We start from the raw sequence: 21,231 nt of genomic DNA, 5'->3' as shown, positions 1-21,231 counted from the left end.
GGCAGCAAGGCAGCGGCTGACTTCATAGGCGAAGTCAACGTGGCCGGGTGTGTCCATCAGGTTCAGCGTATAGGTCTCACCATCCTGAGCGGTATAGGAGAGGCGCACGGTCTGGGCCTTGATCGTGATGCCGCGCTCTTTCTCGATATCCATCGTATCGAGCACTTGTTCGCTCATTTCACGGTCGGTCAGGCCGCCGCAGGCCTGGATCAAGCGGTCAGCGAGCGTCGACTTGCCATGGTCGATATGGGCAATGATCGAGAAGTTCCGGATTTTATCGCGTGGGGTCATGGGGCGCATATAGCGGCGCTTTACCCGCACGGGAAGTGGGCTTGGACGGCATACCGGACCAGCTGTGGCGACACGCACTGCAGCGGTCTGTGGCATTTCGCCTTGAAGCTGCCACATGCTTCGCGCAAACATGTTGCTGGCGATGGTGTAGGCGGGCGGCAAAGATTGGGATTCGTGTCTTATGAGCACTGATACTACGGGTCGTTCTCCTTCCTCCCTTCAAGTCGTTCCGGGTCAGCCAAACCTGACGCCGACTCCCATTCCCGACGCAGAGCAAACGCCGGACGTCCCGGCGTCCGCCAGCACGGGCGCCGACATTCTCCAGCGCCAGTTCTCGCGCCGGATGGAAGCCGTCGAGACACGCTGGACCCCGCGGCAGGACAGCCTGGCCGACCAGCTCCAGCACACAAATGAAACCTGGGACGATATCCAGGCCTCCGAACAGCGCCAGCCGCGCTATTCCTCCGGCTGGTTCTACTGGCCTTTCATGGTCGCGCTCGCCGTTGCCGAAGTGCCGATCAACCGATTCAGTTTCGAACTCTTCTTCCAGGAAAGCCCGGCTGTGGCGCTGCTCGTCTCCTTCCTGGTCGGCGGACTGCTTGTCACGCTGGCCCACCGTCTGGGCATGATCATGTGCCGGTTCGGATATAATGCGCGCCGCAAGAACTGGTGGGGCGAAGCCATTCAGGTCGCCCTCGTCATCGCCCTGATCATTGCGCTGGCCTATGGCGTCTCGATCCTGCGGCAGGGCTATCTCGCTTTCATCACGCAGCCCGAAATGGGATTCGGTCAGGCGCTTGAGAGCCAGCAATATGGCGGCGCGGCGATTATCGCGCTGAAGTCCGGCCTCGGTCTCGACGGCTGGATATTCATGCTGATCAATCTCGCGGTTGTCGCCGTTGGCGTTTCGGCTGCTTATTTCTGCCATGACCAGCATCCCGATTTCGAGAAGGTCGATCGCCAGAAGCGCAAACTCGAAAAACAGGCAGCAGCCATGCGGGCAAAGCGCGCCGACGAGGAAGCGGTCGAGAAGCGGCGGTTCGCCAACCAGATGCGCAGGCTCGGCGCCTGAATGAAGCGGCTATGTCTGGCAGTCGCACTGGTCCTCACGGGCTGTTCGGATTCGTCCGGTGAAGCGCCAGCAGGCGCGCAGGCGGCGGGCTATTGCGCCTTCGGGCAGACCTCGTCCCTGTTCCTGATCGACCAGACAACGCCTTATGACGACACCGACCGCGCCGTCATCACCGAGAGCATCGGCACGGTCGTCGACCAGCTGGGCCCGGGTGATCGGATCGTGCTGGCCACGATCGGCGAGCACTACACGCAGTCTTCGCGCCTGATCAATGCGTGCAAGCCGGGCTGTCCCGAGGGGCAGGGCGCACTCGATTCCATGATGGGCGGCTGCAGCAGCATGAAGGCCCTGGCCGACGAACGCCAGTTCATGGGGCAGCTGGCCCAGACACTGGCCCCCGCCGTTCAGGGGTCGGCCTCGGCTGACCATTCGGCGATCATGTCGACAATTGCGCAGTGGACGCAGGCGCCCCCCGGCGGCCAGCCGTTTGCCCATGTGTATATCTTCTCCGACATGCTGGAGAACAGCGAGGCCGTGCCATGGAGCGAATTCCGGTCGATGGAGCCGGACGCCGCGATGGCGCTGGCAGAGAAGTTTCGCTACCTACCGGCCGTGCAGGGCGCGGATGTGCGGATTGTCGGCTTCGGCCGCTCGCATAATCCTGGTCGCCCGCCGCTCGATCCGGAACTGGACGCACGCTTGCGGGGTTTCTGGACCGACTATTTCCGGGCCGGCGGCGCCTCTGTGACATTCGAAGGCGCGATCCGGAACTGATCCGCAACGCGCCGTCATGGCGCGCAGGCCAATTCCTGCTATGCAAAGCGCAGATGGAGGATTTCAGATGGTGCGCTCCTTGTTCCCTGCGGCCCTTGCCGGACCCTTGCTTGCAGCCTGCATGGGGCCTCCGGCAGACCCTGTGACCGAATTGGAAGGCGGCCTGCTCTATGCGGGAGCCGAACAGGATCGCGGCGAGGTGGCGATGCAGGTCGGCCAGACGCTCCGTATCGAACTCGAAGGCATTCCCACAGCCGGTTATGTCTGGGAGATTCAGGACCAGCCCGATTTCCTCGAACTGGTCGATGAAGCGACGCGCCCGACCCATCCGGAATTCCAGAACCAGCCCGGCGTGACCGGCGGCAATCATTTCATGGCTTTTGACCTGACGGCGACGGCGCCCGGCAAGGCGACGCTCCACATGGTCAATCACCGTCCCTGGGAGGGCGGGGAAGAGATCGGCACCTGGCGTATCGACATCACCGTGACGCCTGCGCCATAAGGCTTGTCATGGCTGACACACAGACCCCTCCCCAGACCAAGACAGGCATCACCGACGCGGGATACCTGACCGATAGCTGGTATCTGGCGGCGCCGTCGAGCGAGCTGAAAAAGGGCCAGCAACACCGGATCATGATGCTGGGCGAGCCGGTCGTCGTCGGCCGCACGCCGGCGGGGGAAGCCTTTGCGCTGCGCGATATCTGCCCGCACCGGCTGGTGCCCCTGTCGGCAGGCAAGCAGCTGGAAACCGATGGCGAGTGGGCCCTGCAATGCCCCTATCATGGCTGGCGCTTCGGCACGGACGGTGTGTGCAAACTGATGCCGAGCCTGACCGAAGGCAGCAGCTACGACCCCGGCAAGGTGAAGGTGCGCCGTTACCGCGTGCATGAGGCCCATGGCGCGGTCTATCTCTATGTCGCCGACAATCCGCGCGTGGACATGCCGCCCGCCGTGCCGCCGCCGGAATTCGGCCCGCTGCCGGACAAGCCGGGCTTCGTCATCCATGACGTGTTCAACGCGCATATGGACGACGCCGTGGTCGGCCTGATGGACCCGGCCCATGTGCCCTTCGTGCATAATCAATGGTGGTGGCGCCCGCCTTCGGTGGGCCTGAAGCTGAAAGAGAAGCAATTCATTCCGACCGAGCGCGGCTGGGCGATTGACCGGCATGCGCCGAGTTCGAACTCGAAACTCTATCGCTGGGTATTCGGCGACAATGTCGAAACGGAAATCCGCTTCCAGCTGCCGGGCTTTCGCTGGGAAATCATTTCCAACGAAAAGACGCGCCTTCTGACGCTGACCTGCCTGACGCCGGAAGCGCCCAAGCGCACGCGCATCACCCAGTTCACCTGGTGGACCGGCGCGCCGCTCCTCAATCTTGCGGTCCCCCTCGCCATCCCGATGGCAAAAAAGTTCCTGCGCCAGGACGGCGACATGGTCGACCTGCAGAATATGGGGCTCGCCCACCAGAAGGCGATGCTCTGGATCGACGATATCGACGTGCAGGCCAAATGGTACCAGCGCCTGAAACGCGAATGGACCGAGGCCCGCACCGAAGGCCGCGAATTTGCCAACCCGATCGAGCCGCGCGTGCTCAAGTGGATGAGTTGACCTGCCCTGCCACAGGAAAGCAGGAACAAATGGGGAAAATGCAAGCTGTCATTAACCTCGACGCCTGATAGGGTAGGGCCCATGACAGCGACGATTCGAATTCTCGGGATTGACCCCGGCCTGCGCCATACCGGCTGGGGCGTGGTCGAGCAGACCGGCGCCCGCCTCGCGCATGTGGCGCATGGAGTGATCTCGGTCGATACGACCATGGAAATGGCCGCGCGGCTGGCTGGCATATTCACCGCCGTCGCCGAAATCGCCCGCCTGCATGCGCCGCATGCCGCGGGAATCGAGGAAACACTGGTGAATGCCAATCCGCGCTCGGCACTGAAGCTCGGCCAGGCAAGGGGCGCTGCCATGGCGGCCCTGTCGCTCGCGAGTCTTCCCGTCGCCGAATTTGCCCCGCGCAAGATCAAGCTGTCGGTCGTCGGCACAGGCACGGCGGACAAGACGCAGGTCATGTTCATGGTCAAACGCCTGTTGCCGCGGGCAGGCGATATGAAGGAAGACGCCGCCGATGCGCTCGCCTGCGCGATCTGCGCGGCGCACCACCTGCCACTGGAGATGAAGCGGGGGGCGGCATGAGGATGATCCGTGTCTCGCCCGGCTCGCCCTTCGACTTCGCTCAGGGTGAGCCTCATAGTTGCCGGAGCGCTCATCCTGAGCGAAGTCGAAGGACGGGCGCGCCGCAATTGAGGACCGGACAATGATTATCGGACGCCTGACCGGAACGATTGCGGCGCTCGGCCTTGATCATGTGCTGATCGACGTCAACGGCGTCGGCTATGTCTGCCAGGCAGGCACGCGCCTGCTGAGCGTTGTGCATGCAGGCGAGACCGCCGTGCTGCATGTCGAGACGAAAGTGACGGAAGCGGCGATCACCCTCTATGCGTTCGGGACGGACGAGGAGCGCGCCTGGTTCGTGCGCCTGCAGGACGTGCATGGCGTGGCGGGCAAGGCGGCGATGGCCATTCTCGATGCGATCACGCCAGCGGAACTGATGGACGCGATTGCGCTCGGCGATGCCGCCGTGCTGGAGCGCGCCAAGGGCGTCGGCAAGAAACTGGCCGAGCGGATCGTGCTCGACCTTGGCGGCAAGGCGCCGCCCATGGGCCGGTTCGGCAAGTTCGATGCAGCCAGCGCCGCAGGCATGGCGACTGCGCCGGCGGCGGCAAAAACCGGGCCGCGCGGCGAGGCGATCTCGGCGCTGGTCAACCTCGGCTATGGCCAGAGCGACGCGGCACGGGCTGTGGCGGCGGCCGCCTCGACAGCCGGTGACTCCGATGTCGGGCCGCTGGTCAAGGCGGCGCTGAAGGAACTTAGCCGGTGAGCCGCGAGGGTGAGTTGTCCGATCCGAACGCGCAGGGCGGCGATGCGCTGGACCGCGCGCTGCGGCCGCAGACGTTTGAAGATTATGTCGGCCAGCGCAAAGCCAAGTCGAACCTGAAAGTCTATGTCGAGGCGGCGCGCGGGCGCTCGGAAGCGCTGGACCATGTACTGCTGTTCGGACCACCGGGCCTCGGCAAGACGACGCTGGCGCAGATCCTGGCGCGGGAAATGGGCGTCGGTTTCCGGGCGACGTCCGGGCCGGTGATCGCCAAGGCGGGCGACCTCGCCGCGATCCTGACAAATCTTGAGCCCAATGACGTGCTGTTCATTGACGAAATTCACCGCCTGCCGGCGATCGTGGAAGAAATCCTCTATCCGGCGATGGAGGATTATGCCCTCGATATCGTGATCGGGGAGGGGCCTTCGGCGCGCTCAGTGCGGCTGGACCTGTCGCCCTTCACGCTGGTTGGCGCCACAACGCGGGCGGGCCTTCTAGCGACGCCGCTGCGCGACCGGTTCGGCATCCCGCTCAGGCTGGAATTCTACGAGCCCGAGGAACTGGCACATATTGTCATGGCGGCGGCCCGGAAACTCGGCGCCGCGATTACGGAAGACGGCGCTGTCGAGATTGCGGGCCGGGCGCGGGGCACGCCGCGTATTGCGCTGCGCCTACTGCGCCGGGTGCGCGACTTTGCCGAGGCCGAGGGCGCGAAGATTGACCGGGCCGCAGCCGGCCGGGCGCTGAAGCGGCTGGAAATTGACGCGGATGGCCTCGACGCGCTCGACCGGCGCTACCTGCACGCATTGGTGCACACCTACGCCGGGGGGCCGGTGGGCGTCGAGACATTGGCAGCGGCCCTGTCCGAGGCGCGAGATGCGGTCGAAGATGTGATCGAGCCCTACCTGATGCAGAAGGGCTATGTCGCCCGCACGCCGCGTGGACGTACGGCAGCCCCGCTCGCCTATGAGCGACTCGGCCTGCCGGTGCCGGGCGGCGCGCAGTCTGGCCTGTTCGGCGAGAAGTAAGCCTAGGCCGTTTGCTGCATCCGCCAGAGGAGGCCGATGAAGCCGCCCTTGATGCGCGGCAGCAGGAAGAGGACGCTGCCAATAGCGAAGACCCCGAGGGCGATGAGGCTGATCCAGAGCGGTGCGGGCGACTTCATCGACACGATGTAGGAGAGCGGCGCGAGAAGCGGGCCGAGGATCAGCACTGTCAGCCAGGGTGGGCCATCCTCGGCGCGAATCTGGCCAATCGGTTCGCCGCAATGGGAACAGGTGGGCGCCTGCCGGAGGTAGCCGGTAAACAGGTGGCCCTTGCCACAGGCCGGGCAGCGTCCGAGCAGGCCGCGCAGGATGGGGGTGAGGCTGGTGCGGGGAGGGGTAGTCATGACGCCTCTGTGTGTTGGTAATGATCCGGCTTCGCATGCGCGAGCCACTCTGACCAGATAAGCGTGAAACCAAAATGCGTTATGGCGCGTATACAGCGCAGGAGGATTTCACGATGATACGCCACAGCCTGTTTGCCTTGATCGCTGCCTTTGGACTCTCTGCCTGCACCAGCCAGCCGGACTACCGCGCCACTGAAACGGCCCCGCCGACCGTGCCGCAGGTCGACCTGACGCGCTATGCGGGGCTCTGGTATGAGATCGCCCGCTATCCCAATGGTTTTGAGAAGAACTGCGCCGGTGTAACGGCGGAATATATCCAGCGAGCCGATGGCCGGATCGACGTGATCAATACCTGCCACAAGGGCAGCGTCGATGGTCCGGTCGAGGTGGCCAAGGGCGTGGCGCGAGTGATGGAACAGTCCGGCAATGCGCGCCTGAAGGTGAAATTTGCGCCGTCCTGGGTGCCGTTCGCCTGGGGCGATTATTGGATCCTGCATCTTGAGCCCGACTATTCGGCCGTACTCGTCGGTGACCCGAGCGGAAAGTATCTCTGGATACTCGCGCGCGAGAAATCCCTCGACGCCGGAACCCTGGAGCGGATCAAGACTCGCGCAGAGGAATTGGGCTTCGAAACCGGTCCGCTGGAGATGACGGACCAAGGGTGATCTGCTAACGCGGAGAGCATGACCCAGCCGATCCTCGACGCCCAGAATTTCGATGCCCAACGCCAGCACTGGATCACGGTGCGCGTTTATTACGAAGACACCGATTTCACGGGCATGGTCTACCACGCCAATTACCTGCGCTTCTTCGAGCGTGGCCGGTCGGATCATTTGCGCGATGCCGGAATCTCGCACCAGTCGCTGCTGGACCGAGAAGACCCGGCGGCGTTTACGCTGACCAATGTGAATGTCAGCTACAAGCGCCCGGCCAAGGTGGACGACCTGCTGCACATCCGCACGCGCTACCTGGGCATGGACGGCCCGCGTATCCGGTTCGAGCAGGCCTGCCTGCGGGATGGCCAGTTGATTTCCGAGGCGGAGATCACGGCCGTGATGATCCATGCCGATGGGCGCCTGCGCCGGCCGATCCGTGAAGTGGCCGAACATCTGGAAGCGTTCGTCTACAAGGCCTAAGAACCCTGTAATCACAGTATAATTCGGAAAGTCAGCCTGCTGGCATTGTGGCGGCCCGGCCTTTTTTGTGCTCGCCACTTGTATTTAGATATATCTAAAACTATTTTATGTTTAGATATATCGAAAAGGAGTATCTATGAGAAATCAGGATTCAGGTGACAGACCTGTTCTGTCAGACGAACTTTTGGACAATGACGACAGATTCGGCCGCCACAGGCGCCAGAACAAAGGAGACAACATGCACGGATGTAATGGAGAAGGGCGCCGCGCGCGCTGGCACATGAAAATGGGAATGGGCGGCGGACACCGTCATGGCCGCGGTGACCATGGCCGGGGCGGACGCCGCGGTGGCAGGCCACTTGGCCACGGCGATCTTCGCCTTCTGACCCTCAGCCTGATCAATGAGACGCCGCGCCACGGCTATGACCTGATACAGGAAATCGAGACGCGCACCGGCGGCACCTACAAGCCGAGTCCGGGCGTCATGTATCCGGCGCTGGAAATCATCCAGGACCTTGGCTGGGCCGAAGTGCGCACCGAGGACGGAAAGAAGACTTTCCATATCACGGATGACGGCAAGGCCGAGCTTGAGCGCGAGACGGAAATGGTGGACGCGATCCATGCGCGCCTCGCTGACCTGTTGCACGCCGAGGAAGACGTCGACCCAACCGACGTGCGTACGGCGATGCACAGGTTGCGGCATGCCGTCGTAACGTCGGCGCGCAATCGGCTCGCTGACGAGGCGCGCCAGCGCCGGATCGTTGAAATCCTGAGCGCCGCGCGCGATGAGATTTCTTCGCTCGAATAGGGCGCCCAACATCCAGAAAATTTGAGCGGGGCCCCGGAAGGGGCCCCGCTTTTTATTCTCGCAACATCAGAAGTGGATTTCGGCCGAAACTGGCAGGTGATCGGACAGCTGAAGCGCGTGACTGCGCCTGTGCTCAAGGCTCACCAGGTCGGAATAGACGATATGGTCAAGATCGCGCTGCGGGCGCCATGACGGGAAGGTCGGGATTTGCGGTTGATTGGCGATCTGGGCCTTGTTAGCCTCGGCGAAGGCTTCGAGATGAGTGGAACTGTTCGTACAGTTGAAGTCTCCGACCACCAGGAACGGACTCTTCCGGGGCAGGTGTTCGCCCACCGCCGAAAGTTGCGTGGCCTGGTCATCCCGGCCAAGGCTGAGGTGCAGGTTTGCGACTGAAATCCCCCGTCCCACCTGCACATTGGCGATGAGGCAGCCGCGACCCTTCACGCGTCCTGGCAGTTTGAAATCATGGATATCAGACAGAGCGTACCGACTGAGAATCGCGTTTCCGTGCTGCGAGATTCCCGGGATTGTCCGGTTGCGCTGAACGGCGACGTGCGAATGGCCCGACAGGGTCGCGATCTGCTCGGCCTGGCAGGAAAAACCGGACCGGCGTCCGCCCAGATCGACCTCCTGTAGGCAGACAACGTCATAGGTACTGACGATTTCGGCGATTTTTTCCAACGTTGAGCGCTTGGCGCTGGTATTGAACACCTGATGGTGCGCGCGGGTCAGGTATTGTGAATACTTGGTCGTGCCAATAGCGGCCTGGATATTCCAGGTCAGGATTTCGAGAGAGTGGCTCATGCTGCTCATATGGCGGCTGGAACACAAGGTTCCATCCGGCGTTCGACAGTACGTGTTGAAGGGGACCGCCTTGCTACCAAGTTCACTCGTCTTTGCCCTTCATATCCTGATCTCGGTCGGCCTGACCTTCAGGTTGCTCTACCGCAAACTGGCGGTCAGCACGACGCTGGCCTGGATCATCATCCTGTTCTCTCTGCCTTATTTCGGGATATTCTTCTACTTCCTGTTCGGTGACCACCGGATGGGACGCAAGCGCCTCAGGCAGGGCGCGCGTATCCGGCAATTCTACTCGCGCCGTTACGGCATGACCGAAGACCCGTTGCAGGACGTCGTGCTGGAAGCCTCCCACACGATGCGGGCGCTCAGCCTGAGCGTGGCAACCCATTCCGGTTTCCCGGTGACGCACGATAACAAGCTGGAACTGCTCGAAGACGCGGGCAGCATACTCGACCGGATTGTCGCCGATATCGATCAGGCGACTAGTACGTGCTTCCTCGAATTCTATATTGTCGAACCCGAGGGGCGCGTAACAGCGGTGATGGAAGCGCTGGTACGGGCCGCTAAGCGCGGGGTCGACTGCAATCTCCTCGCAGACAGTTTCGGCAGCAAGGCGCTGTTCAGATCGAGCTGGCTGCAGCGCCTGCGTCAGGCGGGCGTGGATGTGGAAGCCTCGCTGCCGGTCGGCCTGATCAAGTCGCTGTCCCAACGTTCCGACCTTCGCAATCACCGCAAGCTGATCGTGATCGACCAGTCGATTGGCTATATTGGCAGCGCCAACCTGGTCGATCCGAAATTCTTCAAGAAGGACAAGTCGGTCGGCCAATGGGTCGACACGATGTTCCGGCTGGAGGGGCGGATCGTCGATTCGCTCGGCTGCGTGTTCAATGCCGACTATATTTTCGATTGTGTCGGGCTTGACGTTGACCGGGACGCCCTGCGCGACTTGCCGACCGACCGTCCGGAAGTGGCGCCGGCCGGGGACGTGTCGCTGCAACTCTTGCCGTCCGGACCGGAAACGCGCGACAGCCCGATCCATGAATGGGTCGTCTCGGCCATTTTTGCCGCCCATACGCGCGTGTCGATCATCACGCCCTATTTCATCCCCGATGAGACGTTGACACTGGCCCTGAAGGCGGCCCGCAAGCGAGGCGTTGCCGTGGATGTGATCGTGCCTGCGAAGATCGATTCGAAACTCGCCCAATATGCCAGCGAGTCAGTTTTCGAGGACCTCCTGGCCGCCGACATTCGTATCGCGCGATACTCTGACGGCCTGCTGCACACGAAATGCGTACTGGTGGATGACACGATTTCGATGGTCGGCACGGTCAATATGGACACGCGAAGCTTCTACCTGAATCTCGAGCTGACCCTGATCGCCTATGACCGGGCCGTATCCGGCCAGCTGGACGAAATGCGCGAACGTTATCTCGACCAATGCACCTATATCGATCCCGAAGCCTGGGCGACGCGGTCGAACTGGCGGCGCATGAAAGAGAACATTCTGCGCCTCGCCGCACCTATCCTCTAAGCCCGTTTGCCGCGTTCTTGCTGCAGTGCAGCGAACCCGGTTGTCAGCCACTAATCCTTAACCAAAAGCCCCTATCGGTTAACCAGCTGCGGAAACTCGCGTGCCTGCCGTGTTTCCGCCAGATTTGGTGTGGAAACAGGGGCAGACGCCGAGGCCCCCGCCGACGGCACAGACTCATACGCGGCGCGCACGCAGCCCGCAGACTTCAAGGAGCAGGGAATCTCATGGAATCCGAAGCGATTGGCACGGCCGCCAGCAATAGTGACTTCTCGCTACTCTCACTGGTTTTCGATGCAGACCCGATTGTCAAAGTGGTGCTCCTGTGCCTGCTGGCCGCCTCGGTCTGGTCGTGGATGGTCATCGCCGAAAAGACCTTCTCGCTCGGCAGCGCCCGCAAGAAAGCCAAGCAGTTCGAAGCTGCGTTCTGGAGCGGCCGCACGGAAGATTTCGACATGCGCCCCGGCCAGGTTGCTGGCGACGCAGCCAGCCGCGTCTTTGCGTCGGCGGCGCGCGAGTGGTCGGATGCAAAGCGCGGACAACCGCAACCGGCGGAGGCAGCAGCGCTCGTCGGCCGGGCGGAGCGATCCATGCGCGCGACGGTCGACCGCGAAATCGGCAAAGCCGGCAGCGGGCTGGGCGTGCTCGCAACGATCGGTTCCGCGTCGCCTTTTATCGGCCTGTTCGGCACCGTCTGGGGCATCATGAACGCCTTCCTCAATATCGCAGCCCAGCAGGATACCAGCCTCGGCACCGTGGCAGGCCCGATTGCCGAAGCCCTGTTCGCCACCGGCATGGGCCTTGTGGCCGCCATTCCGGCGGTTATTTTCTACAACAAGTTCACTGGCGACCTGACCAAGTTCGGCGACCAGCTCGACACATTCTCGCAGGATGTCCTGGTGCGCCTGTCGCGCCGTGCGTCCGACGCAGCGAGGGACTAGGGCATGGGACTTATCCTCGGATCCGGCGGCAAGGGCGGGCGGCGCGGACGGCGCGCGCTGAATGCTGAAATCAACGTCACACCATTTGTCGACGTCATGCTGGTGCTGCTGATCGTGTTCATGATCACCGCGCCCCTGCTGGTGCGCGGCGAGGATGTCGCCCTGCCGAAGACCGTATCCGGGCCGATCAAGACCGAGCCGAATGATGCGCCGCTGGCCATCTCGGTCAAGGCTGACGGCACGATATTCATTCAGAATACGGAAGTGACCGTGGATGAGCTCGGCGCAAAACTCGCCGCCATCATCGGCGAAGGCTACGAGCAGCAGATGTACCTGCGCGCCGACGAGTCCGTTCCCTATGGCAGGATCATGGAAGTGACGTCCGAAGTCCGCGCGGCCGGTTATACCCGCCTCGCCTTCGTGACCGAACAGAAGAAATAGCGAGGGCCTTCAGCACCCATGCTTCGCGGTTTCACCCTTTCGGCCCTTCTCCACGCGAGCGTTATCGCGCTGGCGGTAATGTCGTGGCCGAACCAGAAATCCGAGTGTGACAAGGCGATCGCCAAGCTCCAGCGTGAGGAGCCGGGCCTCGGCCCGATTGATATCCTGATGCGCCTGCCTGAATGTGCGAGCGCCATTGATGTGCCGATCGAGTTTCTAGACATCGGCCTTGTGACCAATGTGAGTGCGATTCCCAAGGCCGAGGTCGAACCTGAAGCCGAGCCGGTGCCGGAAGAGACGCCCGAAGAAGAGGCCAAGCCCGACGACCAGAAAGACCTGACGGCTGACGAAGTCGACGCCAATGACACCCGCGCCGAGGAACCGAGCGAGGATGACATTGTTGTAGAAGACGAGAAGGCCGAGCCGGATCCCGAGCCCGCGCCTGTCAAGGAGCCGGAAAAGAAGAAGCCGGAGCCGAAGAAGGAAGAGAAACTGGTCCAGAAGACGAAGCCCAAGACCGAGTCCGATGACCTCGATTTCCTCAATGATTTCGAAGACGTGCTGAAGACCAAGGCCCAGAACGAGCGCAAGGCCCCGCCGGCGCAGGAACCGCCGCGCATCCAGAAGCCCGTGCTGGCCGATGCCCAGCAACCGCGCAAGGGCGCGGGCGACCGAACCGGCAATACCGCTTCGCTTCAGGCGGCAGTCCGTCGCCAGATCGGCTATTGCTGGAACGGCGTCGATGACCTGCCGAAGGAAGACCAGATCAATGTCGTGGTGCGCCTGAAGCTGGCCCGTGATGGCACCCTGTCCAATTCGGCCGAACTGATTTCGCCCAAATCGCGGCCAATCGGTCGTTCCGGCATTCCGGTTGACCTTGCCCTTCGGGCGGTGCGCAAGTGCGCGCCATACAAGTTGCCTGCAGACGATTACGACCAATGGCAGGAAATCGACGTGACAATCGGGCCGGAGAATTGACCGCCCCTCAAAGTTTCAAGGAGACTATCGAATGAAACGTATCCTGATGGCGCTGTTATCAGCGTTCCTGCTGGCCACGAGCTTTGCCCTGCCGTCTGCGGCGCAGCTGCAGGTGCGGGTCACCGACGGCAATTTCACGCCGACACCGCTGGCCATTCCGGACTTCCAGATTTCCGGGGCCGACGCCGCGATGGCCAAGCAGATCAGCGACGTTGTGCGCGCCGATCTCGCCTCGACCGGCCTGTTCGAAATGCAGAACCCGGCCTCCTTCATCCAGAAGGACCTGTCGCTGGACGTGCAGCCGCGCTTTGCCGACTGGAAGATCATCAAGACCGACGGCCTGGTTGTTGGTGCCTATGAAGAACTGCCCGATGGCAAGATCGCCGTCTCGTTCCGCCTGTGGGACGTCTATGCCGGCGAAGTCATGCGCATCAATGGCCAGCCGGGCCGCCGCCTGACCACGACGCCGGACAATTGGCGCCGCATTTCCCACAAGATCGCCGACTCGATCTACCAGCGCCTGACCGGCGAAGACCCGTATTTCGATACGCGCATCGTCTATATTGCCGAGACCGGTCCGAAACTGGCCCGCGTGAAACGCCTCGCCATCATGGATAGTGACGGTGCCAACCAGCAATACCTGACACCCGGCCGCAACACGGTGCTGACACCGCGTTTCTCGCCGTCGGCGCAGGAAATCACCTACATGTCCTATGAAGGTGGCAAGCCGCGCGTCTATCTCTTCAATATCGAGACAGGCCGTCAGGAATTGCTCGGAAACTTCCCGGGCATGACCTTTGCGCCGCGCTTCTCGCGTGATGGGCAGAGCGTGCTGATGACCCAGGCCGAGCGCGGCAATTCCGACATTTACATCATGAACCTGCGGACCCGCGAATCGCGGCGCCTGACAGACCATCCGGCCATTGATACATCGCCCTCGATGTCACCGGACGGCAATTCCATCGTGTTCACATCCGACCGGGGCGGGAGCCCGCAGCTCTACATCATGAATGCCGATGGCAGCCCGCGGACCTGCCCGTCGGGTGGTCGCGATTCGGCCTGCCGGATCACGTTCGGCAAGGGCAGCTATTCCACGCCCGTCTGGAGCCCGCGCGGCGATCTCGTCGCCTTCACCAAACAGTCTGGCAGCCGGTTCTATATCGGCGTGATCGGGATTGACGGCAAAGGCGAGCGCCTGCTCACCGAAGCCTATCTCGATGAGGGCCCGGACTGGTCGCCGAATGGCCGCGTGATCGTTTATTTCCGCGAATCACGTCCCGGCGCAGGTCCGCAGCTCTGGTCGGTCGACCTCTCAGGACGCAACGAACAGCGTTTGCAGACCCAAACCGACGCGTCAGATCCGGCCTGGTCGCCGCTTCTGCAATAAAATTAGCAGTTAAAGGCCCCCGGAATGGTCCGGGGGCGTTGCTTTATGGAGACATGACGACAAATTTGTGCAAAACGACGCTCGGTTAAGTCACCGCCCGATTGTCGCCTGATTTCCGTCCGAATATGGAATCACTCAAGCGCTAATCGTCGTCTTGTTGACAAAACGCCCGCCGCAAGGCGTCAATATCGCTCTAAGGACATCCAGGGGAGTCTTAGCAATGCAAAAGTCACTGAAACTTACCGCCGCCGCCCTCGTACTGATTTCGCTCGGCGCCTGCGCTTCCAAGCCCGCGCCTGTCGTTGAAGATACGACGCCGGTTGAAGTCGTCGAAACGGCGCCAGCGCCTACTGCACCTGTTGTCGAAGAAGTTGTGAAGCCTACCGGCCCGCTGGCTGGTTCGCTCGACGATTTCCGCGTCAACGTTGGTGAGCGCGTTTATTACGACCTCAACAACTACCGCCTTGATGCCGACGACCAGGAAATCCTGAAGCGTCAGGCTGCCTGGCTGGCATCCTATCCAAGCGTCCGTATCCTCGTGGCAGGCAACTGCGACGAGCGCGGCACACGCGAATACAACCTCGCGCTCGGTGAACGCCGCGCGTCGGTTGTGAAAGACTACCTCGTCAGTCTCGGCGTTGATCCTTCGCGGGTCGACACGATCTCGTACGGCAAGGAACGCCCGATCGCTGCTGGCAGCGACGAGCAGTCCTGGGCTCTGTACCGTAACGGTTTCACGCAAATCGTTTCCGGCTCGACCAGCTAAGCTGTTCTGCTGAACGGCCTACAATATGCAGCCGGGTGCCTTATTTTGGCCCCGGCTGTTTTTGTATGGTGGCGACCAAACTGCGCGGAGATAATGCATCCATGTTCAAAGCCCCGGCTCTCGCCCTTGCCTGCCTTATGCTCGCTGCTTCACCGGCGACGGCGCAGCGAAGTGCGCCGATCTCTCAGGGCGTTACCAGCTCTGACCTCGCCGCACAGGTGACAATGGTTCGCCAGCAGAATGCGGACCTTAAAGTCCAGGCGAACAATCTTATCGGCGATATCATGACCCTGACCGGTCGCGTCGAGACCATGGAATTCCAGCTTTCCCAGGCGCGCGACCAGAACGACGCTCTCCAGCGCGATAATGAATCACTTTCCGACAGTATCGGTGAGCTGCGCAAACAGCTCGATGCGCAGGGCCGCACCCTGGCCGCGCTTGAGGCCCGCCTTGGCGGAGACCCCGCCTTTGCAGACCCTGCCGCTGAGCCGGGTTCCGCCTATCCCGGTTCGGTGCAGAGCGGCGACTATTCCGCCGCTTCGCCGTCTTCACCCCAGTCCGGCAGCCTCGGCAATTCCGGGCCGACCCGGCTGATCACGCCGACCAATGAAGCGTCCGCAGCCGGCCTCGCCAACAGCGCGTCCGGTATGCGTCAGTCGTCGACTCCAATCTCGAACAACCCGTCGGAAGACGGACTGAACCTGCCGTCCGGATCGCTTGGGACCATATCGGCCAGCAATCTGCCGGGCGAAGCCGGTCCGCTATTTGCTGCAGCCAAATCGAAACTGATCCAGTTCGACTATGCCGGGGCTGAGGCCGCCTTCCGCCTGTTCCTCGAGAAGTTCGGCAATGATCCGCAAGCGGGCGAGGCCCATTACTGGCTCGGCGAGACGCTGTACCAGCAGAAAGCCTATGCTGACAGCGGCGCCGCTTACACCACCATGATCCGGTCATTCCCGAACGATCCGCGCGCGCCTGACGCGCTGGTGAAACTGGCCCGGGCCATGCGCCTCATTGGCGACAAGGAGAAGGCCTGCCTCGCGCTCGACACGTTGCCGAAACGCTACCCGAATGCTTCGGGTGTGACGCGCGACCTGTCGGCGGTCGAGCGGACCAAGTCCGGGTGCGACAACTAGAGACGCTAACGCCCGCTCTCGCAGCCCTTGATCGGCTGTGTCCGGCGGGAACCGGCCCGGTCGGAGTCGCCGTGTCCGGCGGCAGCGATTCCCTCGCGCTCCTGCATCTTTCACACGACTGGGCACAGGCGCGTGGCCGGGACCTTATCGCATTCACATTTGACCACCGCCTGCGCGATGCGTCTGCTGGCGAGGCCGTGCGGGTTGGCGAGATCTGCCGGTCGCTCGGGATACGTCACGAGACGTTGCAGTGGGACGCCCCCGTCAGTCGACAATCCGCCGCCCGGCGGGCCCGGCATGCGGCGCTGGCCTGCGCGCTGAAGGCGCAAGGCGGCGCGATCCTGCTGACCGGCCACACGGCAGATGACCAGGCCGAGACCTTTCTGATGCGGGCCCGGCAGGGGTCGACCTGGTACGGGCTTGCCGGGATGCAGGCCCTCTCACCGTCGCCTGTCTGGCCGGAAGGGGAGGGCGTCCGGATCGCCCGGCCGCTGCTGACGGCACGCCGCAGCGATTTGCGACACATGTTGAAATCACGGGGCGCCGACTGGGTCGAGGACCCGACGAACGACAATCCGGTCTATGAGCGGGTGCGGATGCGGCAATTACTGGCTGGCTCTCGCGTGCTTCACGCTCGGATTTCGCGGTGTCTGGATGACCTCGGAGCGCTGCGCGCAATTGAGGATGTCCGGCTCGGACGTTGGCTGCGCGACCATGTGTGCGTGTCCGGCCCTGCCCGTATCACGGCAGATATGACGATGCTCGGCTCGGAAAGCAGCGCGCGTGGGATGGGTATCCTGATCCAGGCCGTGACGGGCCGGGAGACCCCTCCACGGCGGGAAAACCTGCAATCGCTGGCTGACCGGGTGCGGGCCCCGCGGGCTTTTTCAGGTGCGACATTGGGCGGCGCGATGGTTAGCCGGCAGGGTGCAATTGTTCACCTCGTCCCGGAAGCCGGGCTGGATGGCCCGGATCCATTACTGATCCGGCGCCTTGGCGATTTGCGCGGCCTGCTTGTCGGTCAGGCATGACAATTGCTGCATGTTAAGCGGAAAGGAGTCGTTTTTGTGTAACGCTGCTCCTATGTTAGAGATCAGGAACACTTAAAATTGAGAGACCGAATATGAACGTGCGCAATCTTGCCATCTGGGGGGCCATCGCCCTGCTTGTCATCGGCATGGCCGTCGCCATGGGCGGTACCTCTGAAGCTGATCATGCCGACAAGGCGAAACTGTCCGAAATCTACAAGCTGATCGACGGCGGTGAAGTGGTCGAGGCGACGCTGGGCGACCAGCAGATCGTTGTGAAGACGACCGACAATCGCACGCTGGTCAGCGAACTGCGCGGCCTCGACATGGAAACCCAGGGCATCCTCGTCAAAGAAGGTGTGCCGTTCACGATCGACGCTGACAGTGGCCGCAACAATTTTGCCTCGCTGATCTTCTCGATCCTGCCGATCGTCCTGATCGTCGGCTTTGTCTTCTTCATGATGCGCCAGATGCAGGGCGGCGGCGGACGCGGGGCGATGAGCTTCGGCAAGTCGCGCGCCCGCCTGCTCACCGAAAAGCATGGCCGCGTCACGTTTGACGATGTCGCCGGTGTTGATGAAGCCAAGGAAGAGCTGCAGGAGATCGTCGAATTCCTGCAGGACCCATCCAAATTCCAGCGCCTCGGCGGCAAGATCCCCAAGGGCGCCCTCCTGGTCGGCCCTCCCGGCACCGGCAAGACGCTGCTCGCCCGTGCTGTGGCTGGCGAGGCCGGCGTGCCCTTCTTCACGATTTCCGGTTCCGACTTTGTCGAAATGTTCGTCGGCGTCGGCGCCAGCCGCGTGCGCGACATGTTTGAACAGGCCAAGCGCTCGGCGCCGTGCATCATCTTCATTGACGAAATCGACGCAGTCGGCCGTTCGCGCGGCGCAGGCCTCGGCGGCGGAAATGACGAACGCGAGCAGACACTGAACCAGTTGCTGGTCGAGATGGACGGCTTTGAAGCCAATGAGGGGATCATCCTTGTTGCCGCGACCAACCGGCCTGACGTGCTTGATCCAGCCCTGCTGCGTCCCGGTCGTTTTGACCGCCAGATCACTGTCGGCAATCCTGACATTATCGGCCGCGAGAAAATCCTGCGCGTCCACATGCGCAATGTGCCGCTGGCCAAGGACGTCGACACCAAGACGATCGCACGCGGTACGCCGGGCTTTTCGGGTGCGGACCTTGCCAACCTCGTCAACGAGGCGGCCCTGCTCGCGGCCCGTCGCGGCAAGCGCGTCGTGGCGATGGCAGAGTTCGAAGATGCCAAGGACAAGGTCCTGATGGGACCGGAACGCCGCTCGATGGTGATGTCCGAAAAGGAAAAAGAGCTGACAGCCTGGCACGAAGCCGGTCACGCGATCGTGGCGATGAAAGTGCCGTCGGCCGATCCTGTGCACAAGGCCACCATCATTCCGCGCGGACGTGCGCTGGGCATGGTGATGCAGCTGCCGGAAGACGACAAACTGTCCATGTCCAAGATCGAGATGACCAGCCGCCTGGCCATCATGATGGGCGGACGTGTCGCCGAGGAACTGAAATTCGGCCATGACCACGTCACAGCCGGTGCCGCCTCCGACATCCAGCAAGCGACCCGCCTTGCAAGGGCGATGGTCACGCGCTGGGGCTTTGCCGACGATATCGGTCCTGTCGATTACGGCTCGGATCAGGGCGACGTGTTCCTTGGCCAGCAGCTGATGCAGTCCTCCCATATCTCGGAAGAGACCTCGCGCAAGATCGAGGAAGAGGTCCGCAAGCTGATCCAGACCGGCATGGACGAAGCGCGCCGCATCATGACCGAAACGCGGTCTGAGTGGGAAGCGATTGCCAATGGCCTGCTCGAATACGAAACGCTGAGCGGCGCCGAGATTGCCGAACTGCTGAAGGGCAACAAGCCGACCCGGCCTGACTTCGACGACAATGATGCCGGCCCGGCTTCGGCTGTCCCGGTTATCGGCAAGCGCCGCAAGCCCAAGGGCGATACCGGCCTGGGCGACCCGGAACCCAACCCGGCCTGATCGCGGACGAGGAATTGATTGCATCGAGGCGCAGCCTGTCTAGGCTGCGCCTCATGCTTTTGCGTTCTGGTCTTTTCTGTTTCGTCGCCCTTTCGCTCACATCGTGCGGGCCATCGCCGCAATCCCAGTTCTGGGACCGGGTGGCACTGCTGTGCGGTCAGGCCTTTGAGGGGGAAATCGTCAGCGAGGACGCGGCCGATGATGCCTGGCGCGCCGAGCGTGTTGTCATGCATGTGCGCGACTGTTCGGCATCGGAAATCCGTATTCCGCTGGCGGTGGGCGATGATCGCTCGCGCACCTGGGTGTTGACGCGGGCCGAGGGCGCGCTGGGCTTGCATCATGTCCACCTGCACGAGGATGGCAGCGTGGATGCCTTGAGCGGCTATGGCGGCAGAACGGTAGCGGCGGGCAGCGGCTCGCGGCAGGACTTTCCGGCCGACGACGCAACAAAGGCCCTGTTCGACCGTGAGGGCATTCCGGTTTCAAACGCGAATGTCTGGGCCGTCGAGGTCCGCCCGGCGGATTCGCTATTTGCCTATGAACTGGCGCGTCCCGAACGCTTCTTCCGGGTGGAATTCGATACGTCCAAACCGGTCGATCCGCCGCTGCCGCACTGGGGCACCGACGACTAGGACAGGTCGGTCGGCGCCTTTTTTCGGGTTCGCGCTGTCTTGGACGTCAGCAGGTGCGGGGCAACGCGCAGGGTCCGGGTGGCAATGGAAATTTCCGAGAGAAAATAGACAAGCGCGACGATCAACACGCCCATGGACGCAACGAACAGGACGGCGACCAGGTTCGAGACATCTGTGCGCACCAGCTGTCCGGCAAAAAGCGTCACGATAACAAGGCAGATCAGCAGGGCTGACAGCGCTGACAGCGTCACCGCGCGATTGATGCGGATCATCCGCTTGTCGATGGCCGCAAGTTCCGGGACATGGCGCTGGCGGAGGTCTTCGCTGAGCTCGGTCATGAAGCCCTCCACTTTTCGCCAGCGGTCAACCACACGAGCGAGGCGGTTGGTCATCACGTTGAGCAGGGCCCCGATACCTGCAAGCAGGAAGACGGGCGCGATGGCGAGCTGGATGATGTGGGCGATATCGGACGGAATGGATATAGGCATGCCGCAAGGCTTGGCCGTGGCTGGCGCTGACGTCAACCCGCTGTCGCGTCAGGCCGTGGCGCTGGGGCGGGCGGAGACGGCGGCGTGCCAGCGGGCGAGGTGGGTGAGGCCGTCTGCGGGGGGTACGCCGACCAGACCGGCGCCGAAATCATAGGTGGCGAGGGCAACGGCATCGACCACGCTATAGGCGTCGCCGGCGATGAATTCATTCTCCGCCAGCTGGTCGTTGAGCAGCTTGTAACCCATGGCCGTGCGGACGCGGTTCTGCGCGGCGGCTTCGGGGATCTGGCGGATCAGCTTGGCCGTCAGCGGATGGCCATGGACCCAGACCATGCCGATCGGCACCATCAGGTTCAGCTCGACCCGGCGCAGCCACATTTCAATGATGGCGCGCTCTTTCGCGCCGGTGCCGAACAGAGGCGGTTCGGGGTGCAATTCCTCGAAATAGCGGCAGATCGCGACGCTTTCGGAAATGCAGGTGCCGTCGTCCAGCTCGAGGATGGGAATGCCGCCGGTGGGATTCTTCTCGAGGAAATCGGGCTGGCGATTGCGGCGAGTCATGATGTCCACGGTTTCCATGGACACAGCGATGCCCTTCTCGGCGAGGAAGATGCGGACGCGGCGCGGGTTGGGCCCGCCGGGATAGTTATACAGGATCATGGCGCCAGCCTAGCGCGA

Annotated in this window: 25 protein-coding genes; 20 read left to right on the top strand and 5 right to left on the bottom strand. The window is 62.6% G+C overall.

Going from position 1 to position 21,231, the window contains the following annotated elements; all coding sequences use genetic code 11:
- The coding region (locus tag AADA04_RS03385) for a GTP-binding protein (protein WP_340691826.1) at positions 1-291 on the bottom strand (291 nt) is incomplete at its 3' end.
- A gap of 181 nt (positions 292-472) precedes the next feature.
- Between AADA04_RS03385 and AADA04_RS03380 the strand changes: the two genes are divergently transcribed.
- From AADA04_RS03380 to ruvB, 7 genes are all read left to right on the top strand, one after another.
- Positions 473-1,363, top strand: coding sequence for a hypothetical protein (locus AADA04_RS03380; RefSeq protein ID WP_340691825.1), 891 nt, complete (start codon positions 473-475; stop codon positions 1,361-1,363).
- Positions 1,364-2,137: a hypothetical protein gene (locus AADA04_RS03375; RefSeq protein ID WP_340691824.1), complete on the top strand. Its 774-nt coding sequence runs from the start codon at positions 1,364-1,366 to the stop codon at positions 2,135-2,137.
- A 67-nt stretch (positions 2,138-2,204) separates the two neighbouring features.
- Positions 2,205-2,639 (top strand): protease inhibitor I42 family protein, encoded by a 435-nt coding sequence (locus AADA04_RS03370; protein WP_340691823.1) that lies wholly within the window; start codon positions 2,205-2,207, stop codon positions 2,637-2,639.
- An 8-nt stretch (positions 2,640-2,647) separates the two neighbouring features.
- Positions 2,648-3,748 carry an aromatic ring-hydroxylating dioxygenase subunit alpha gene (locus tag AADA04_RS03365; protein WP_340691822.1) on the top strand — a complete coding sequence of 367 codons (1,101 nt, stop codon included), beginning with the start codon at positions 2,648-2,650 and terminating at the stop codon, positions 3,746-3,748.
- 81 nt (positions 3,749-3,829) lie between these two features.
- A complete protein-coding gene (gene ruvC / locus AADA04_RS03360; RefSeq protein WP_340691821.1) occupies positions 3,830-4,333 on the top strand; it encodes a crossover junction endodeoxyribonuclease RuvC in 504 nt (167 codons plus the stop codon).
- A gap of 121 nt (positions 4,334-4,454) precedes the next feature.
- Positions 4,455-5,078: a Holliday junction branch migration protein RuvA gene (gene ruvA, locus AADA04_RS03355; protein ID WP_340691820.1), complete on the top strand. Its 624-nt coding sequence runs from the start codon at positions 4,455-4,457 to the stop codon at positions 5,076-5,078.
- Positions 5,075-6,103, top strand: coding sequence for a Holliday junction branch migration DNA helicase RuvB (ruvB, locus tag AADA04_RS03350; protein ID WP_340691819.1), 1,029 nt, complete (start codon positions 5,075-5,077; stop codon positions 6,101-6,103). The genes ruvA and ruvB overlap by 4 nt, the downstream gene beginning before the upstream one ends.
- Before the next feature lie 2 nt (positions 6,104-6,105).
- On the opposite strand, the gene AADA04_RS03345 is transcribed toward ruvB, so the two are convergent.
- A complete protein-coding gene (locus AADA04_RS03345; RefSeq protein WP_340691818.1) occupies positions 6,106-6,465 on the bottom strand; it encodes a DUF983 domain-containing protein in 360 nt (119 codons plus the stop codon).
- 113 nt (positions 6,466-6,578) lie between these two features.
- On the opposite strand from AADA04_RS03345, the gene AADA04_RS03340 reads away from it, so the two are divergent.
- From AADA04_RS03340 to AADA04_RS03330, 3 genes are all read left to right on the top strand, one after another.
- Positions 6,579-7,130 carry a lipocalin family protein gene (locus tag AADA04_RS03340; protein WP_340691817.1) on the top strand — a complete coding sequence of 184 codons (552 nt, stop codon included), beginning with the start codon at positions 6,579-6,581 and terminating at the stop codon, positions 7,128-7,130.
- Positions 7,131-7,148: 18 nt separating this feature from the next.
- Entirely contained in the window at positions 7,149-7,601 is a 453-nt protein-coding gene (locus tag AADA04_RS03335) for a YbgC/FadM family acyl-CoA thioesterase (RefSeq protein ID WP_340691816.1), read from the top strand.
- Positions 7,602-7,839: 238 nt separating this feature from the next.
- A complete protein-coding gene (locus AADA04_RS03330) occupies positions 7,840-8,409 on the top strand; it encodes a PadR family transcriptional regulator (protein ID WP_340691815.1) in 570 nt (189 codons plus the stop codon).
- A 66-nt stretch (positions 8,410-8,475) separates the two neighbouring features.
- On the opposite strand, the gene AADA04_RS03325 is transcribed toward AADA04_RS03330, so the two are convergent.
- The gene (locus tag AADA04_RS03325; RefSeq protein WP_340691814.1) at positions 8,476-9,213 is read right to left on the bottom strand and encodes an endonuclease/exonuclease/phosphatase family protein; all 738 of its coding nucleotides are present in this window, start codon (positions 9,211-9,213) and stop codon (positions 8,476-8,478) included.
- On the opposite strand from AADA04_RS03325, the gene cls reads away from it, so the two are divergent.
- The 10 genes from cls (at position 9,212) to AADA04_RS03275 (ending at position 20,065) form a co-directional block, all read left to right on the top strand.
- A complete protein-coding gene (gene cls / locus AADA04_RS03320) occupies positions 9,212-10,741 on the top strand; it encodes a cardiolipin synthase (protein ID WP_340691813.1) in 1,530 nt (509 codons plus the stop codon). The genes AADA04_RS03325 and cls overlap by 2 nt on opposite strands.
- A gap of 224 nt (positions 10,742-10,965) precedes the next feature.
- The gene (locus AADA04_RS03315; protein WP_340691812.1) at positions 10,966-11,679 is read left to right on the top strand and encodes a MotA/TolQ/ExbB proton channel family protein; all 714 of its coding nucleotides are present in this window, start codon (positions 10,966-10,968) and stop codon (positions 11,677-11,679) included.
- 3 nt (positions 11,680-11,682) lie between these two features.
- A complete protein-coding gene (locus AADA04_RS03310) occupies positions 11,683-12,120 on the top strand; it encodes a biopolymer transporter ExbD (RefSeq protein WP_340691811.1) in 438 nt (145 codons plus the stop codon).
- Positions 12,121-12,138: 18 nt separating this feature from the next.
- A complete protein-coding gene (locus AADA04_RS03305) occupies positions 12,139-13,098 on the top strand; it encodes a hypothetical protein (RefSeq protein WP_340691810.1) in 960 nt (319 codons plus the stop codon).
- Positions 13,099-13,129: 31 nt separating this feature from the next.
- The gene (gene tolB, locus AADA04_RS03300; protein ID WP_340691809.1) at positions 13,130-14,485 is read left to right on the top strand and encodes a Tol-Pal system beta propeller repeat protein TolB; all 1,356 of its coding nucleotides are present in this window, start codon (positions 13,130-13,132) and stop codon (positions 14,483-14,485) included.
- Positions 14,486-14,705: 220 nt separating this feature from the next.
- Positions 14,706-15,251 (top strand): peptidoglycan-associated lipoprotein Pal, encoded by a 546-nt coding sequence (gene pal / locus AADA04_RS03295; protein ID WP_340691808.1) that lies wholly within the window; start codon positions 14,706-14,708, stop codon positions 15,249-15,251.
- A 101-nt stretch (positions 15,252-15,352) separates the two neighbouring features.
- Positions 15,353-16,387 carry a tol-pal system protein YbgF gene (ybgF, locus tag AADA04_RS03290; protein WP_340691807.1) on the top strand — a complete coding sequence of 345 codons (1,035 nt, stop codon included), beginning with the start codon at positions 15,353-15,355 and terminating at the stop codon, positions 16,385-16,387.
- Complete coding sequence (gene tilS / locus AADA04_RS03285; RefSeq protein WP_340691806.1) at positions 16,375-17,418, top strand: tRNA lysidine(34) synthetase TilS; 1,044 nt, start codon at positions 16,375-16,377, stop codon at positions 17,416-17,418. The genes ybgF and tilS overlap by 13 nt, the downstream gene beginning before the upstream one ends.
- A 92-nt stretch (positions 17,419-17,510) precedes the next feature.
- Positions 17,511-19,433, top strand: a complete 1,923-nt coding sequence (gene ftsH / locus AADA04_RS03280) for an ATP-dependent zinc metalloprotease FtsH (RefSeq protein ID WP_340691805.1) — start codon at positions 17,511-17,513, stop codon at positions 19,431-19,433.
- Positions 19,434-19,486: 53 nt separating this feature from the next.
- Positions 19,487-20,065, top strand: coding sequence for a hypothetical protein (locus AADA04_RS03275; protein WP_340691804.1), 579 nt, complete (start codon positions 19,487-19,489; stop codon positions 20,063-20,065).
- Here AADA04_RS03275 and AADA04_RS03270 read toward each other — a convergent pair.
- Positions 20,062-20,553: a DUF2721 domain-containing protein gene (locus AADA04_RS03270; protein ID WP_340691803.1), complete on the bottom strand. Its 492-nt coding sequence runs from the start codon at positions 20,551-20,553 to the stop codon at positions 20,062-20,064. The genes AADA04_RS03275 and AADA04_RS03270 overlap by 4 nt on opposite strands.
- Before the next feature lie 48 nt (positions 20,554-20,601).
- The gene (locus tag AADA04_RS03265) at positions 20,602-21,213 is read right to left on the bottom strand and encodes a glutathione S-transferase family protein (protein WP_340691802.1); all 612 of its coding nucleotides are present in this window, start codon (positions 21,211-21,213) and stop codon (positions 20,602-20,604) included.
- Positions 21,214-21,231: the final 18 nt, after the last annotated feature.

Source organism: Hyphomonas sp. (assembly GCF_037969335.1).
Taxonomy (GTDB): domain Bacteria; phylum Pseudomonadota; class Alphaproteobacteria; order Caulobacterales; family Hyphomonadaceae; genus Hyphomonas.
The sequence above is the reverse complement of the archived record's forward strand: the minus strand, read 5'-3'. Positions and strand labels throughout refer to the sequence as shown.